At 65.8% G+C, this 15,719-nt stretch carries 15 protein-coding genes; 4 read left to right on the top strand and 11 right to left on the bottom strand.

The window, feature by feature from the left end; all coding sequences use genetic code 11:
• Positions 1–46: 46 nt before the first annotated feature.
• The 4 genes from HRUBRA_RS15350 to HRUBRA_RS02785 form a co-directional block, all read right to left on the bottom strand.
• Positions 47–562: a C39 family peptidase gene (locus tag HRUBRA_RS15350; protein ID WP_052094314.1), complete on the bottom strand. Its 516-nt coding sequence runs from the start codon at positions 560–562 to the stop codon at positions 47–49.
• 86 nt (positions 563–648) lie between these two features.
• Positions 649–945, bottom strand: coding sequence for a hypothetical protein (locus HRUBRA_RS15345; RefSeq protein ID WP_052094313.1), 297 nt, complete (start codon positions 943–945; stop codon positions 649–651).
• 63 nt (positions 946–1,008) lie between these two features.
• On the bottom strand, positions 1,009–1,311 hold the full coding sequence (locus HRUBRA_RS02790; protein WP_035514337.1) for a hypothetical protein: 303 nt from the start codon (positions 1,309–1,311) through the stop codon (positions 1,009–1,011).
• Between the two features lie 50 nt (positions 1,312–1,361).
• Positions 1,362–2,207, bottom strand: a complete 846-nt coding sequence (locus HRUBRA_RS02785) for a hypothetical protein (protein WP_035514335.1) — start codon at positions 2,205–2,207, stop codon at positions 1,362–1,364.
• A 165-nt stretch (positions 2,208–2,372) separates the two neighbouring features.
• Here HRUBRA_RS02785 and HRUBRA_RS14580 point away from each other — a divergent pair, with 165 nt between their 5' ends.
• Positions 2,373–3,020: a type II secretion system protein GspG gene (locus HRUBRA_RS14580; protein WP_052094312.1), complete on the top strand. Its 648-nt coding sequence runs from the start codon at positions 2,373–2,375 to the stop codon at positions 3,018–3,020.
• 3 nt (positions 3,021–3,023) lie between these two features.
• Here HRUBRA_RS14580 and HRUBRA_RS02775 read toward each other — a convergent pair whose 3' ends face one another.
• Both HRUBRA_RS02775 and HRUBRA_RS02770 read right to left on the bottom strand, forming a co-directional pair.
• Positions 3,024–4,757 (bottom strand): SLC13 family permease, encoded by a 1,734-nt coding sequence (locus HRUBRA_RS02775; protein ID WP_035514332.1) that lies wholly within the window; start codon positions 4,755–4,757, stop codon positions 3,024–3,026.
• A 54-nt stretch (positions 4,758–4,811) separates the two neighbouring features.
• Complete coding sequence (locus HRUBRA_RS02770; protein ID WP_035514329.1) at positions 4,812–6,089, bottom strand: MgtC/SapB family protein; 1,278 nt, start codon at positions 6,087–6,089, stop codon at positions 4,812–4,814.
• A gap of 116 nt (positions 6,090–6,205) precedes the next feature.
• Between HRUBRA_RS02770 and HRUBRA_RS02765 the strand changes: the two genes are divergently transcribed.
• The 3 genes from HRUBRA_RS02765 to HRUBRA_RS14575 all read left to right on the top strand — a co-directional run bounded on the left by HRUBRA_RS02765 (position 6,206) and on the right by HRUBRA_RS14575 (position 8,323).
• Positions 6,206–6,577, top strand: a complete 372-nt coding sequence (locus HRUBRA_RS02765; RefSeq protein WP_035514326.1) for a VOC family protein — start codon at positions 6,206–6,208, stop codon at positions 6,575–6,577.
• A 78-nt stretch (positions 6,578–6,655) separates the two neighbouring features.
• Positions 6,656–7,840, top strand: a complete 1,185-nt coding sequence (locus HRUBRA_RS02760; protein WP_035514324.1) for a hydroxymethylglutaryl-CoA reductase — start codon at positions 6,656–6,658, stop codon at positions 7,838–7,840.
• Between the two features lie 33 nt (positions 7,841–7,873).
• Positions 7,874–8,323, top strand: coding sequence for a hypothetical protein (locus HRUBRA_RS14575; RefSeq protein ID WP_052094311.1), 450 nt, complete (start codon positions 7,874–7,876; stop codon positions 8,321–8,323).
• An 87-nt stretch (positions 8,324–8,410) separates the two neighbouring features.
• On the opposite strand, the gene HRUBRA_RS02750 is transcribed toward HRUBRA_RS14575, so the two are convergent.
• From HRUBRA_RS02750 to HRUBRA_RS02730, 5 genes are all read right to left on the bottom strand, one after another.
• Positions 8,411–10,288, bottom strand: a complete 1,878-nt coding sequence (locus tag HRUBRA_RS02750) for an outer membrane protein assembly factor BamB family protein (protein WP_052094310.1) — start codon at positions 10,286–10,288, stop codon at positions 8,411–8,413.
• Positions 10,289–10,300: 12 nt separating this feature from the next.
• On the bottom strand, positions 10,301–11,233 hold the full coding sequence (locus tag HRUBRA_RS02745) for a glutathione S-transferase family protein (protein ID WP_035514322.1): 933 nt from the start codon (positions 11,231–11,233) through the stop codon (positions 10,301–10,303).
• 120 nt (positions 11,234–11,353) lie between these two features.
• The gene (locus HRUBRA_RS02740) at positions 11,354–13,840 is read right to left on the bottom strand and encodes a TonB-dependent receptor (protein WP_052094309.1); all 2,487 of its coding nucleotides are present in this window, start codon (positions 13,838–13,840) and stop codon (positions 11,354–11,356) included.
• Between the two features lie 110 nt (positions 13,841–13,950).
• Positions 13,951–15,309, bottom strand: coding sequence for an aromatic ring-hydroxylating oxygenase subunit alpha (locus HRUBRA_RS02735; protein WP_035514319.1), 1,359 nt, complete (start codon positions 15,307–15,309; stop codon positions 13,951–13,953).
• On the bottom strand, positions 15,306–15,719 hold the full coding sequence (locus tag HRUBRA_RS02730; protein ID WP_035514317.1) for a Zn-ribbon domain-containing OB-fold protein: 414 nt from the start codon (positions 15,717–15,719) through the stop codon (positions 15,306–15,308). The genes HRUBRA_RS02735 and HRUBRA_RS02730 overlap by 4 nt, the downstream gene beginning before the upstream one ends.

Raw genomic sequence — 15,719 nt, 5'->3', positions numbered from 1 at the left:
AGCAACGCTCGCGCCGGCCGGGGCGCCTTCCGGTGCCCGGGCACCGCTAGCGGGGCGGACGCAACAGTGGCAACGGCCGCCGGAGCCCGAAATAATCGGCAGCCACCGGTTTGCCCGGTGTTCCCGCGAGCACGAGCAGGCGGCCGCGGCCGTCCTCGCGCAGGAAAGCGGCTTCGAAGGTCGCGCGCACCATGCGGGTATTTCCCCAGGACGGGTCCGCCAATTCCACTGCTTCGGCGGCAACGCCGCGCAGCACGGTAAAGTGCGCATCCTCGCCCAGCTCGAGATAGGCAATGGCGGGCACTCCCAGGCGATCAAGTGCGCCCGGTGCCACGGCAACACCAGCCGCGGCGAAACCGCGATCCCGCGCCAGACGCGCCAGGGCCGCCAGCGACACCCCCTCTTCGATCCACCGCGCCTCGCGCTCCCCGTTGGAAGCCAGTGCTTCGAGAAGAGCCTCCTCTGAAGTCGGCGTGAGAAAGTAGTGGGTCAACACCGTCGCCAGCGCAGCCAGGCCGCAGCTGTAATCGCGCTGCTGCTTGATCAGCCCCTTGTCGCGCAAGGCCTGCCAGTGCTCGAAGGCCGGCGCTGATGCCGGCGCGAACGCCAGCAGGGACAGTAGTACTGGCGGGATTGCCCTTCGCGCGCTCAGAGCAGGTCCTCCGGCGGCTCGTAGGCATCGAGATCGTTCTCGCTGGCAACTTCCCGCCGGGCCCGGTGCTGCGCGCGCTGATAGGCAAGGACGGTGCCCGTGACGTAGACGGCGCAGAGTGACACCAGCAACGGCGCCGGCACCGTGCCGGCGATGCGCAGGGCTGCGACCGCAAGGCCAGTGACGAGTAAAAGAAGACCGCCCAGCCAGGGCCACAGATAGCGGTTCAAAAGAGCCCGGTAACGGTTGTCGCGGGCGCGGCGCGCGGCGAGGTCACGCAGAGATTTTTTCATTTTTCCATACGCTCCCGCTCAGTAGCTTGATGGGGCCCGCGGCAGAACGCCGCGGGCCCACGGTCAGTGCAGATCGGGGCTTTTGCTGCAGCTCAGGCAGGCGCCGCCGCCATACATCGGCACATAAACGCCCCAGAACGCGCCGATCAGGGCGAGGTCCGCAGCGACGATGGTCAGCGGCAGTGCCAGCATCGGCGCCAGACGCCCGCGATAGCCGTCCAGCTCGCTGTCCGGCATCCGCTCGAGTTGCGGACTCACACCGCCGAACGCGACCGCTACCGGGTCCGGGCCGGCAGCTGCCTGTCCAGGGCCCGCTGCCAGCGTAGCAAACATACCTGCCAGGAGCAGGCTCTTCAGTTTTTTCATGGTCAACACCTCCTTGTGTAACGGCGCCACAGCACCGGTTTCCACCCTCATCAAAACTCGTAAAGCAATTCGGCGGTAATACCGCCCCCGCCCTCACTGGCGCCCACCGGCAGGCGGGCACGAAGGAACAGCGTGGCCGGAGCCACCGGTTGATAGGCCAGCCCCGTCATCAGGCTGGCACGCAGGCTGCCGCCCGACGCCCGGGGGAGCGGCGTGCCGCCCTCATCCTGGTGCACCAGCGCGACACCGCCAAGCAGCGTTACCTGTTGATTCAGGGCAAAATTTACCGACGCATCAACGGTGGTCGCCGGTGCGGGCTGCAGCGTGCCGAGGGGGGTCCGCCGGCTGCGTACCTCGCGATAGCGCGCGGCAACGGCAAGCACCACCGGATCGAGCGGCCGGTACCAGGTTGCGCCGAGGCTGCCCCCGGCCGCGGCCTGCCAGCCATCCAGGCTGCCGAGGGTACGCGCCGCCGCATCGAGACGCACATCGAGGAGCAGCGAACCGGCGCTGCCCCGGAGCGCGAGCCAGTTGGCGCCGGCGACGACACGCGCACCGCTGTCCCGGCCCGCGCTACCCCCATCCAGGGTCCAGTGCAGGCTGTTGTGCTCGTAGCGGGCATTCAGCTCAAGCCGCGGTGACACGCCATAGCGCAGGCCGAAGCCGCTCTGGTCGACGGTGAACTCGCGCCAGGCAAGCGAGGCGCCCGCAGGGCCCCGGGCCAGCACCGGCTCGCGATGACTGCTGCGGCCGGCGATCACCGTGGCACTGAGCCGGTGGTCCTGTACCAGCAGCGCCTCGATGCTCAGCGGAAGCTGCGCGCGTGCCGGCAGCGACAGGCCGGCGAGGAGTACCACGGCCAGCGGCGGCAGTGAAGGCAGGCTTGGCGGCGCCATCCGGGGCTCTCCCTTTCTCTGACAGGACCGTCAGCGTGGCAGAAGCGGTCGCCTGCGGGGACGTCCGTTCCGGCCGACGTTCAGCCTGATCCGGCCGGGCTTGTCGGTTCCGCCTGCCAGCGCCATACTTCTGCCGCAGCCGACTTACCCGGTAAGGAAAGCCCCATGCTCCGACCTATCGCCCCGCTGACCCTGGCCGCCACTCTGCTGGCAGGCTGCGCTTCCCTCGAGCGGGACGCCCGGGACGCGATCATCGCCGAGTTGCCGTCGCCCTACGGCACCAGCTTCAGTGCCCTGCACCGGTTTCCCGGGGAGGTCATCTGCGGGCGCTACACGGCCACAGACCTTCAGGGCTTCCGCGTCGAAACGCACGATTTCATCTACAGCGGGGGTAAAAGCTACCGGCGACCCACGGCGGAACAGCTGGCGCTGTTCTGCACCGATAAGCCGGCGACAGCACTGGAAAAGGAGCTGGGCATGCCACCCTGGCAGGGCGGCAGCGGCACCCTCGGTCAGATCCACGCAGACTTGCGTGCCCTGGAGGCCGCCGTGCAGGCGCACATAACGGAGACCGGCGACGTGCCCCTTCAGGGTCTGCAGGAACTTGTCCCACCGGCGGCGGCTTACCTGCCGGCGCTGCCCCGGGATCCCTGGGGTAACAGCTACCGCTTCGAGGTGGGGCTCGGCGGGCGCACGCAGCGCGATTACCGCCTGTTCACTCTCGGCGCAGACAATCGACCCGGGGGCACCGGCGAGAACGCCGACGTGGGCCGGGAGCATCTGCCCTACCTCAACCGTCTCGCCCGGCTGTGAACCTCAAGCGGGCTGAAGCGGATAAAAAACCGGCAGCAGCAGCAACACCGTAGCCGAATAGGCCAGGGACATGGGCAGGCCAAAGCGCAGGTAATCGCCGAAGGCGTAGCTGCCTAGGTTCTGCACCATCAGGTTGGTGGTATAGCCGTAGGGCGTAAGAAAGCTCGCGCTGGCTCCGAAAGCGACAGCAAGGGCGAAGGGTGTAGGGTCCAGCCCGTAGCTGGTCGCCAGGCCGTAGGCTATCGGGAAGGCAAGCGCCGCCGCCGCATTGTTGGTCATCACCTCGGTCATCACCAGCGTAGCAAGGTAGATCCCGGCCAGGGCGATAAGCGGACCACGGCCCGCCACCGCGTCGTGGAGGCCGTCGGCCAATACGGCCACAAGCCCCGTATTCGTCAGGGCCTGAGACAGGGTCAGGGCCGAGGCAATGATGAGCCACAGGCCGAAGGGGAACCGGCGTCGCAGCTCGCTGGCACGCACGATCTTCAGGCCCACCATGGCCACAAGCAGCAGGGCCAGGCTCTTGATCAGCGGCACCAGCTCAAGGGCGGCGAGAGCCACCGCGAGCAGCAGGCAGCTGCACATGAACAGATCCTGCCAGGGGCTCGTCGGCCGGCGAAGAGCGTTCTGATCAACCACCAGGAAATTCTTGTCAACGTTGCGGCGCGCGGCGAAATCCGCGCCGACGGCGAGCATGAGACTGTCGCCCGCCTGCAGCGTGATGCTGCCGAGCTTGCCCGAAAGCCGCTTGCCGCCGCGCCGCAGGCCAACCACCGCCGCATCAAAGAGCGAGCGGAAACCACTGTCCTTGATCGTCCGTCCTTCCACCGTGGCGCCGGGCAGCAGGATCACCTCGGTGAGATTCCCCCGCAGCAGCCCCTCCTCCACGGCAAAAAGCGAAAGGCCGGGAAAGCGCTCGAGCACACTGACCCGGGATATATCTCCTGAAAAGATCAGCTTGTCGCCGGCCTCGATGTATTCCTGCGGTGCCACCGGGGAGATGAGGTGGTCGCCACGAACAATCTCTACCAGGAACAGCTCTTCAAGCTCACGCAGCCCATTCTCTGCGATACTCCGCCCGACCAGGGCTGACGACGCGCCAACCTCCGCTTCTACCAGGTATTCGTCTACCCGCACCGGCTCGCGGCGGTGCGACGGCAGAAGCCGGGACGTCAGCAGGATCACCAGCAGGCCGACCAGCGCCGCGCAGCCGCCGACCGGGAGGAAGGCGAAGAACGCCAGTCCCTCGCCGCTGACGTCCTCGAGGAAGCTGCTGACGATCAGGTTGGTGGAGGTACCGATGAGCGTCATGGTGCCGCCGAGGATCGCCGCATAGGACAGCGGCATAAGCAGGCGCGACGGCAGGTGTTCGCGGCTGGCGCGCACTGTGTGTGCGAGGGTCGCCACCACCGCTGTATTGTTAACGAAAGCCGAAAAGACAGCCGTCACCGTGCACAAACGCAGCAGGCTGAGCGGGTAGCTACCGCTGACCAGACGAGAAGACAGGCGCTCGAGCCAGCTGAGTTTTTCCAGCCCCACGGAGACCAGGAGCAGCAGTACGAGGGTCACGAGGCCCGTGTTCGAGGCCTTGTCGAGAAGCTGCGCGGTATCAACGAGCCCCAGGAGATAAGCCAATGCCATGGCCCCGGTAAACAGGGCGACGGGCCTGACGCTGGTGAGCACGAGACCGGAAAAAAGACACAGGAAGATGGCGGCGATCGCGACTTGCTCGAGCATACGACCCGTGACCCTGGAAGAAGCAGCAAGGATACGCGGTCGCGGCACCGGGGCTCAAGGGAGCACACGCCCCCCGAGCAGCGGCAGCGCTGCCGCCAGCCCCACCAGGGAACTGGCAAGCAGCACCGTGCCGACGCGCAGCCCGAGGGCCCGGCCGCCAAGGCCCCAGGCCAGCAAGCCCTTCGCTGCATTGTTGGCCGCCGCCGCCAGAATCATGGCAAAGGCCGCTACCTCTGTCGCCAGCTCGCTGCCGCTCATGCGCGCAAGAGACAGGGTGATCGCGTCCACGTCAGTGATTCCGGACGCCGCCGCAAGAGCGATGATGCCCCGCTCACCAAAGGCCTGCCGCAGGGCCTCGCCGAGGAGCATGATAAGCGCAAGGAGAGCGCCGAAGCCGAGTGCCGCACGCCACTCGAAGGGATTTTTGAGCGGCGAGGGCAGGTCGACCCGGGCAGACCGTGCCCGGTGCCAATAGAAAAGGATCGGCAGGTAGACGACCAGGCCCATGGCAAGCGCTGGCAAAAGAAGAAATTCAAGCAGCGCGCCGTTCAGGAGCGTGGCCACGAGAACCATGCGCGGCAGCATGGTGCCGCAGGCGAGAAGCACACCGCTTGCCAGGGACGGCACGGCCTCGCCGTTACCGCGGGCTGCCCGGGACAACTGCAGCGTGAGTGCCGTGGACGACGCCAGCCCGCCGGCAAGGCCGGTAACCAGAAGGCCGCGGCGCGTGCCCGCAAGACGCACGGCGAAATAACCGACGAAGGAAATCCCGGCGATGAGGACCACCATCCACCAGATCGCATAGGGATTGAGCGCCTGCCAGGGTCCGAAACCGCGATCCGGCAGTACCGGCAGCACCACGACGGTAATGAGGAGCATCAGAAGACCGGCACGCAGCTCCTTGACATCCAGCGCACCGAGCCAGCGATGCAGCGTCGGCTTGTAGCTCAGCAGCAACGTCGCCACCACGGCCGCCGCCGCCGCGAGGCCCGGTTCCCCTCGGGTAGCCAGTGCACCGAGAAGGAAGACAAGCAGGCCCGCCGCGAGGCTGGTGATGCTGATGTCCGGCGTTTGCTGCGCCTCCAGCACATGAGCCACCGTGAGCATGGCCACGAGGCCGAGGAAGACGAAGCCCAGCACCAGGGCGCCACCCTCCCCCGTGAGCATCCCTGCGGCCCCGCCGAGAAGGCCCATGAGACCGAAGGTGCGAATGCCGGCAACGCGCCCGCCATCGGGCGCAGAACGCTGCTGCCAGCCCCGCTCGGCACCGAAAAGAAGACCGATACCGAGGGCTACCGCAAGGTGAAGAAAGTCCGGGTCCAGGCTGTCCATGGGTGCAGTCTCACCGCAGTAAGCGTTCAAGTCCATCGCGGGATGACGGCAGTCGCTTTTGCGCTAGACTGTGGACCCGCAAACCCGGGATCGAGTCGATAACAGGAGAACAACGGATGCTTGGATACGTGACCCTCGGCGTAAAGGACATGGACGCCGCCAAGGCCTTTTACGGCGAACTGCTGGCCGGCCTCGGCGCAAAGGTGCTCTTCGATATGGAACGGATCGCCATGATCGGCACCAGCATGGACGAACCCATGGTGGCGGTGTGCGTACCCTATGATGGCGAGCCCGCGCACCCGGGGAACGGTGGCATGGCGGCGATCAAGGCCGGCACCAAGGAAAAGGTCGACGAGCTCTACCACAGGGCCATTGAGCTGGGCGCGAGCTGCGACGGGGAGCCCGGCCAACGCATCCCCGATATGTTCTACGGCGCCTATGTCCGCGACCCGGACGGAAACAAGCTCGCCTTCTTCGTTTTCGGCTGAAGCCGGCCCACCCGGCGCCGGCGGCGCCGGGCAGCAAAGCCCCCAGCGCATCGCTCCGAATCACGCAAGGAGAAACCCGTGAGCAAACGCATACCACGCTCCGCTGACAACGACTACAGCGACGAGATCATCGCCGAGCGCCAGGCCTTTATCGAGGCCAATACGCCCGCACACCTCGAGCACACCCGGCGCTATTCTTTCGACCCGCCGGAGATGGCCGGGAACATAGAAAACTTCTTCGGGGTGGCGCAGGTTCCCATCGGCCTCGCCGGCCCCCTGCTGGTCAACGGCGAACACGCCCGGGGCGAGTTCTACGTGCCCATGGCGACCGTCGAGGGCACCATGCTGGCGAGCTACAACCGCGGCATGAAGGTGATCCGCGAGGCCGGCGGGGTCACCACCACGGTCATCGGCGAGGCCATGCAGCGGGCACCCTGCTTCGTCTTCCGCGATGCGCGGGATGCCCGCGATTTCGAGCTTTGGCTGGTCGAGCACGAGCCCGAGATCCGTGCCGTGGCTGAAAGCACGACCTCCGTGGGCAAGCTGCTTGAAATCGAGCACTACAACGCGCACAACTTCGTATTCACGCGCTTCGACTACTCGACCGGCGATGCCGCAGGGCAGAATATGACCAGCCGGGCTACCTTCGTCGCCTGCGAATGGATCCGCGAACAGTACCCGAAGCTGAAGAACTACCTGCTCTCGGGTAATTTCGATACCGAGAAGCGCACCTCCGCGGTGAACTCCCTGAAGGGACGGGGCCGCCGGGTGACCGCGGAGATCACCATTCCCCGCGAAGTCCTCGAGCGCAACCTGCGGATCACGCCGGAAGCCATGCACTACGGCCAGGGCATCACCACCCTCGCCTCCTTCCTCACGCACTCGTCGAACAACGCAGCGCACCCCGCCAACGGCCTGGCAGCCCTGTACCTGGCGACCGGCCAGGATATCGCCAATATCGGCGAGTCCAACCAGTGCACGACCTATAACCGGGTCACCCGGGAGGGTGACTATTTTTTCTCAGTCACCCTGCCCGCGCTGATTGTGGCCACCTACGGCGGCGGCACCAACCTGCCCACCCAACGGGAGTGCCTCGAGATCATGGGCTGCCATGGCAAAGGCAAAGCCCTCAAGCTGGCGGAGCTTGCCGCCGGCCTCGTGGTGGCCGGGGAACTGTCACTGGGCGCCGCTACCCGCGTTGACAAGGAAACGCGGCAGAACGAATGGGTAAATGCCCACGAGCGTCTGGGTCGCAACCGTTAGCACAACGGCAGATCGCCGAGGGAGGGCGAGATCATGATCGGAGGCCTGATACTTGTGCTGGGCGTCGCTCTGATTGCCTATTTTTACTGGCGACCGGGCGCGCGGCGCGGTCGTCACGAGGCGACCAGGCTCTCGAAAGGCGCCGCTCGCAGAGCGGAGAGCAACCGGCATAGCGCGAAGCACGACACGGCGAGCGGAGCATCGCCCTATGCGGCCGTCTCTATCGTTGCGGCACCGGGGTCATGCTCAGCTGCCAAAGCAGTACAGGGCAAACGCTTTCTGGCCACGGAAGGCGTCACGCTGCCGCTGGAAGACTGCAGTCTTACCCGCTGCCACTGCTTCATGAAAAAGCACCGTGAGCGTCGCCAGAGTGACAGTGAGCGCCGCCTTGCACAAGGACTGAAAAGCGAGCTCTACAAGCTCAACGGGGAGCCGGAGCGTCGTGCCGGCCCGCGGGGGAGACGCAGCACCGACAGACGCTAAGCGCTGACTCAGGGCGAAGTGTGTCGGTGCCCCACAACGAATTCGCGGGCCATCGGTCCCGGGACGACGTGCTCGCCCTCTCAGGCCTCACGGCGCAGCTGCCTCGGGATCGGCGTCACTGACCGTCGCTCTGCGACCGAAGGCCAGCAGGACGTTGCCGGGCATGTGCTCGTAGATGCCGTAACCGGAGTTGACGTAGAGCATACCGTCGGCGAAGACCGGGCCCGCAGCACCGCCGAAGGAGCCGCCGCGGCCCTCGTAGCCACCGAGGGCCTGGAAGGAGCGCACGGTGTCGAAGGACCAGATCAGCTCACCGCTGTCGGTGTCGTAGGCCCGCAACACGCCGTCCATGGCGCCGGCCAATACCGCGCCCTCGATGGCAGAGGCCGGGGCGGAAATTCCGGGCTGACAGTGCATGCGCTCACCGCAGTTATTTTCGTGACCGTGGAACCACGCCGTCTCACCGGTCGACACATCCAGCCGGAACATGCCAGGGCGCGCTTCCCCGGGCCAGCGCGGACCGCCGTAGAAGTCGGACATGGGCACGTAGAAGGCGTCGCCGGCTACCGCCATGCCGAAATGGACGCCGCCCTGAATGCCGCCGCGGCCAAGCTTGCGCGCCCAGAGCACAGCGCCCTCCTCGTCCGGATCCAGCGCATAGACCTTGCCGGACTTCTGCCCGGCGAGCACCACGTCGCGACCACTGCCGGTGCGGGCAACGATCGTCGCCGCACCGAAGTCGTAGTCGGGGCCATCTTCCACCGGGCAGTTGGCATCGTCCTCCAGCTCGCAGGCGATGTTCCAGGCATCGCCCTCGGTCACCTGCGTGACCCAGGCCACCGCCCCGGTTTCCAGGTCCATGGCGATAATTGCATCGGAGTGACCCTCCGACGGTGAAGAGTAGTTTTCCCCGGTACCGACATAAAGTCGTCCCCGGGCGGCGTCGATACTCGGGGTATTCCAGACCGGTGCGCCGGAGGGCGCAAGGATTGTCGTTCCCGCGCGGTTGGTGCCGGCGGGCGCCGGCACCTCCGGAATGGTGTAGGCGGTCCAGCGCCGCTCGCCGCTGCGGGCATCGTACCGCACAACAGCGCCGCGGAAGGAGCAGCACTCGTAGGCGGGGTCTGCTGCCGCTGTGACCTCCAGCGAGGACAGGGAGACGTAGAGCGCGCCGTCGTGGAACGCCGGGGCGGCCGTGATCGTCAGACTCGGGTGGTCGTCAGGGCGGTCGCGCCAGAGCAGCGTGCCGGTGCGCGCATCGATGGCGTAGACATAGCCCACGAGGTCACCGAAGTAGAGATAGGGCGTGGCGGGGTCCGGGTCGGCAACGATGCCCGTGCGCACCTCGGCGACCGTGGGAAACTGCCAGCGCAGGCAGCCGCGTTTTGCATCCAGAGCGATAACACCGCTGCTCTGGCTGCCGAGGTAAACATTACCGTGCGCCACGGCGGGCTGCGAGCGCGCGCGGATGGCGTCCGGAAAACGCACCGCCCACTTCAGTTCGAGGTCAGCAAGGTCACCGGCGGTGAGACCGGCAAGCGACGGCGGAAAGTAGCGCTGGTTGTCCTTGCTCACGCCCCAGGCACCGACGCGCACCGCGCCGGGCTCGATGGTGTCCGCCTCACAGCGCGGAGCGACCTCCGCCGGCGCCGCCGCGAGGTCCTGGCCGGAGAGATACTCCGCAACGGCTTCGCGCTCGGTGCGGGAAAGGGGCAAAGCCTGCGGCTGCATGATGCCCTCTTCCATGGCAGCCAGGATGACCCGGGCCGACATGAGCTGGAGCATGGTTTTCTCCGGCGCCTTCTTCACCGAACCGCCATGGCAGGCGGCGCAGTGGCGCTCGTACACATCGGCACCATCGGCCGTTTTCGCCGCCGCGGGCAGCGGGCCCGCGGCCAGGCCGGCGGCGAGCAGCGCCAGGGCGCAGCGCCGGTGAAAACGCAAGGGGGAAAGGGCTTGGAACATCGTGTTGTCCTCTTATGGCTGTTCAGTCAATGGCAGCGGTGCCACGCGATACCCCGCCCGCGGGAAGTGGACCACCAACCGTCCGAGGGGCCCGTCCTTGCGGACGATAGCGATCTGATCGCCGTTCAGCACCAGCAGCTCGCCGGGGGTGGGATCGCGCCCGTAGTCGTCCGGCGCTACCTGCACCGGCGTGCCCGCTGCGAGCCGGGGCCAGGCGTCATCGGCAACCGCAGGGTTCGTGACCGGCTCTGCCTCCTTCGCAACAGTCAGCGCCGCCTCGGCGTCGAGTTCGCTGCGGTCACCGTGACCGAGCGCAGCTACCCGGGCCTCCCAGGCGAGAAGTCGCCCGAGCGGTGCCAGCAGTTCATCGCCACCGGCGATATTGCCGCGACACATCCAGACGGGGCTGTAGCAAGCGACGTCTGCCCAGCTGGCCGCGTCACCGAGTAGCCAGGGGCGGCCGTCAGCAAGCATTCGATCGAGCTGCCGAAGTCCCGCGGTGAACTGCGCGAAAAAGTGGTCCGGCGGCGCGCACAGATCCTCGTCCTCGAGAAAGTCGAAAAATGCCATGCGGTCGGCGAGGACCGGCGCCGGTATCTGATCGTTCGTGCCCATGGACAAGGCGGCACCGGGCTGGAAGAGTGCGGTATCAGCCCAATAGCCCAGGGCCAGCGCGGTACCCTCACTCCCGTGGGGAAACAGGCTCGGACCCGCAAAGCGACGCTCCAGCTCCTGAGCGATGCGGCGGGTATCGCAGTAGACGTCGGCGCCTAGCTGCAGCACCGGCGTCTTGCGGTAACCGCCGGTCAGCGCAGTCAGGGCCGGCTTGGGCATGACCATGGGGATCTGTACAGACTGCCAGGCGAGGCCCTTGAGGCCCAGCGCCAGGCGCACCTTCTCGGCGAAGGGGGACGGATCGTGGTGATGGAGAATAGTGTCGCTCAAGGGCTGTTCCCCGCGCGGGTCGAAGGTGGCTGAAGCCGCCGGCGGTCGCCACGCGGGGCGACCCCGGCCGGCGGGGAATCGGGTGCGTGGCGGCCCGAAGGCCGCCACCGGACGCCGGCCTTACCAGCTGAAGTCCATGCCACCCTCGATACCGAAGGTGACCGGCTGGCCGTAGTAGGACATGACCCATAGGTTGGCCACAGGCAGCTCCCCGAGACGGTACTCCTCGTCGGTGAGGTTCTTGCCGAAGGCGCGAACCCACCAGGCACCGTTGTCCGGGCGGAAGGTCACCGCGGCGTTCACCAGCGTGCGCTCGTCGGTGATACCGTCCGGCGTATTCGGTACCGCCGTGTAGGCATAGGTCGCCTCATCGACGTAGTTAACGTTGAGATTCCAGTCCAGATTACCGCCCATGAAGCGGTGGTCGTAGAGGAAGTCCAGGTTGTAAGTCCACTCCGGCGCCCGGGCTACCGGATTACCGTCGAGGACTGTGTCGATGCTGCCGTCAAAATCCGTGTCCGCCTGGAACTCGTTGAATTCCGACTCAAGCCAGCCGAGGCTGCCCTGAATGCGGAAATTGTTGCTGACGCGCCAGGCGGTCTCCAGCTCGAGGCCGTAGACCTCGATCTCGGCCGCATTGAAGAAGCGCGTCTCCTGGAACGTGCTCTCGTTGACGCCGTCGCCGTCACGGTCCGCCTCGATCTCCGCAAGCAGCTGCTGCTGGGAGTCATCGTAGATGACGTAAAAGCCTGTCAGGTTGAGACGCAGGCCACCGTCAAGCCACTCCGAGCGCATGCCGATCTCATAGGAATCGGCGGTTTCCGGGTCTGTCGGCCGGGCCTGAATCGGCTCGATGGGGTTGCCGCCGGTTCCGGTCTGGTCGTTGTAACCGCCGCTCTTGAAGCCGCGCGAGTAGGTACCGTAGAAGTACAGATCGTCGGTGGGCTCGTAGCCCAGGGTGACCCGCCAGGTGGGCTCTTCCCATTTCTCGTTGTCGCTGACGACCCCTGTGGGGAAGCGCTCGAAGTCTGCCGCAGCGAGTGGCTCTCCCAGTTGCTCCCAGGTGAAGGACGGATCGAAGCTTCCACCGAGCGCCTGCACGAATACCTGGTTACGGCCGGTCCACTCCTTCTCCTCTTCGGTGTAGCGCACGCCCGCACCGAGGGACCAGGCGTCATTGAGCTGCCAGGTGCCGTCGAAATAGATGGCCATGGCCTCGCCGTCCTGGGCGTTTGACAGCACCTGCGGGTTGTTATTGAAGAACAGCGGATCGCCGAAAAGCGCGGCCGAATCCAGGGTCATATCCACGAAGCCGAGCACCTGAGCCACAGAGAAGACCGTCTCGTCTTCCTGATAGAATGCGCCGGCGACAAAGTTGAAGGGGCCGGAAAGATCAGAGGCAATACGCGCCTCGAACTGTGTGGTCTCGCGCTCGTCCTGGCGCGTCGCATCAAAGAGCGAAACCGGGCCGACCTCGCCGGTGTAGGTATTGGAGAGCCAGGAGTCGGTTTCACGCCGGCCACCGAAGAAACTCAGGGTGTAAGCGTCGTTCATCTCCCAGTCGACGTTCAGGTAGAGGCCGTCCACATCGATCTCATGACCCCGGCTGCCCATCCGCATGAGAGCGCCCTCGCGGTTGCTCACGCCAGCCACCTTTACCCGGTCGCCGCCCGGATCGCGGGTGAAACCGAGGGCATTGAACACGTAGTCGCCATCCGGAGTCTCGTTGACCGAAGGCGGTGTGTCGCCCCGGTCCCGTACCATCTCGTAGGCCAGGTTGATGTCCAGGCCGTCCGTGGGCTGCCAGCGGAACTTGAAGCGGCCGGAGAAGATATCGGAACCGCCAAGGTCGCTGCCATCGCCCTGACCGGTGGCACCGGCGAGCGGGTAGTTGACGCCGAAGTCGGCCACCGGGCCGAAGGAAGCGCCGTTTTCGTAATAGCCGTCTGATTCCGTCTGCATGACGGCCGCGCGGAAGGCCGCCGTTTCACCGAGGGCGAGGTTGGCCACGGCGCGCCCTTCCACGCGCCCGAACTCGGCCACCTGGCCGCGGACGCTCAACGTATTGGCGCCGATCTCTGGCCGGTTGGTCTTGACGTTGACCACACCGCCGGTGGTGTTCTTGCCGAACAGCGTGCCCTGCGGACCGCGGAGAATCTCCACGCTCTGGATGTCGAGCATGTCGACGTTCGCCGTCTGGATATGCGGAATCACCATGTCATCGACGATCACGCCGACCTGGTTCTCGAAGTAGAGAATGATCCCGTTCTGACCGACGCCGCGAATAGCGAAGTTGGCCGAGTTGAAGCCGGGCTGTTTGCCATTGACGACGTTCGGTGCGTACACCAGCACGTCGCCGAGGTCCGTCGGTACCAGCCGGTCGACCTCCGCTCCGGTAATGGCCGTTACGGCAACCGGCGTGGTCTGAATGTCCGTCTCTGCCCGGCGGGTGGCCGTTACCAGGACCTCTTCCAGCCTGCTGTCGCTTGATGCCTGAGCATGGGCTGCCTGGCCCGTGAGGGACAGAGCCGGCGCCATGGCAACAGCCAGGGCAAGTTTCGTGCGCTGCCAGTTGCGGCAGCGGGTCTTCGGGGCTTGGGCTTGCATTGTTATGCTCCTTTATGGGCTATGCCTATAATGCAACTGCGTGTCTTGCGTGCGTTATACCGTTACGACTTGTCTGTGCTCCTACCTGCTCATCTACCGCAATAGCGCGCCTAGGGCGCGACCAGCCGGCGCTCCAGTTCCACGTGGAAGTGGCGCAGCCGCTGTTCCTGCTCACCCCAGAGCTGGCCTTCGAAGCCGCGGGAGCGCATGCCCTGCTGTACCACCGGCAGCAGCGAGGCATCCTGACTCAGCACGAGACCGAGCTGCGGATCTTCTTCCAGGGTGTAGTGTTCGGTAGCCGGACGCACCGCACCGGTCACATCCGTGCTCTCGGGAAGGCCCATCCAGTCCGGCGGACAGTAATCCGGATCTTCCGCCGGCAGCATGAGGGTCATGGTGTCGTAGTAGAAGCGCTCCGGGTCCGTCTCGTGCGGGATGAAGCGCATGAGGAAGACCGCCTCGGGGTGGCAGCCGATCTGCACGTTCGGGAAAATACCCGTGGCCCAGCTGTCCGACAGCTGGCCGTCAGCAAAGCGCTCGTACTCAAGGCCAAGCCGTTCGGAGCGCTCGCGCTTGGCCTGCTGGATCGTCCGGCGTACATCGGCGGCAGTGCCATCGAAACCCGTGGGATCGATGCCCGCATCCTTGAGCATGGCCTTCAGGCCCTCGTTGACGGTGGACTGATCCGCTATGCGGGGGCTCGGCTGACCCAGGGGAACGATCATCCGGCTTGCCCCGTTGGGGTAGAGATCGTACTGCACGTTGAGATCGCCCATGACGCCGCGGGTTTCCGGGTGCACGGCGTGCAGGTGGTAGCTCTCGTAGAACGCCTCCACACCGACCTTCCAGTTGGCACCCCACTCACTGCGCACATGGCGGACGACCCGCATCCGGTCGATACGATACGCCTCGAGGTAACCCTCAGGCAGGCCGATGGCTTCGGCGAGCGGCGGCGCGTCACCCTCGCACATGTTTATGAAAATGATGCCCGCCAGCACCTCGCAGTGCACGGCCTTGAGGCCCGGCCGGTGCGCTACCACCTCGGGGCGGAAGGTCTCCTCGTCCGTAATCCGACGCAGGCTGCCATCGTTATTGAAGCTCCAGCTGTGGAAGGGACAGACGATGACCTTGCGATGGCCCCGCTCTTCCGACAGCAGCCGTGACCCGCGATGACTGCAAACGTTGTAGAACGCGCGGACACCTTCCTCGGTCTGCTTGACGATGATGGACTCGTCACCGATGTTGAACAGGAAATAGTCCCCGACCTTCTCAAGATCTGCGGTGACACCGGCGATCAGCCAGCTGCGGGTCCACAGACGATCCCATTCTTTGTGCATGTACTCGCGACTGAAATAACCCTCCTTGCCCGCCCGCTCGACACCGTTGTCGATGTAGGGCTGCTTGGCTTCCAGCGAGTCCGCTGAGGCGTCGGGGTTGATGATGGCGACGGGTATGACATCGGCATTCATTTTTCACCTCCTTTTTCATCCAGCCGGAACACCGGCAGAGAAAGGTCTTGCGACCACTGTTCAAAGCACACCGAGACCGGCGCGCCGACGCGCACGGCGGCGGGGTCACAGTCGACGATGGCTGACATCATGCGGGGCCCCTCGACAAGGTCGATGAGGGCGACCGTGTACGGCGCCGCGTAGGCGTCAGAGAGGGCGCGTCGCACGACCGAGAAACTGGCAATGGTGCCCTGCCCGCTCGCGACCTCCCAGGCCGGCGCATCGGCGCCGCAGGCGGTGCAAAAGGGGCGCGGATAGAATTGCCAGTGGCCGCAGGCGGCGCAGTGCTGCAGGCGCAGCTCGCCCTCCCGGCAACCGTTGAAATACGGCGCGGCCAGACCATCGGTACGCTGGGGCTGAATCCGTTCCAA

The sequence above is a fragment of the Pseudohaliea rubra DSM 19751 genome (assembly GCF_000764025.1).
GTDB classification, from domain to species: Bacteria; Pseudomonadota; Gammaproteobacteria; order Pseudomonadales; family Halieaceae; genus Pseudohaliea; species Pseudohaliea rubra.
This window is presented reverse-complemented; position numbering and strand designations above follow the sequence as displayed.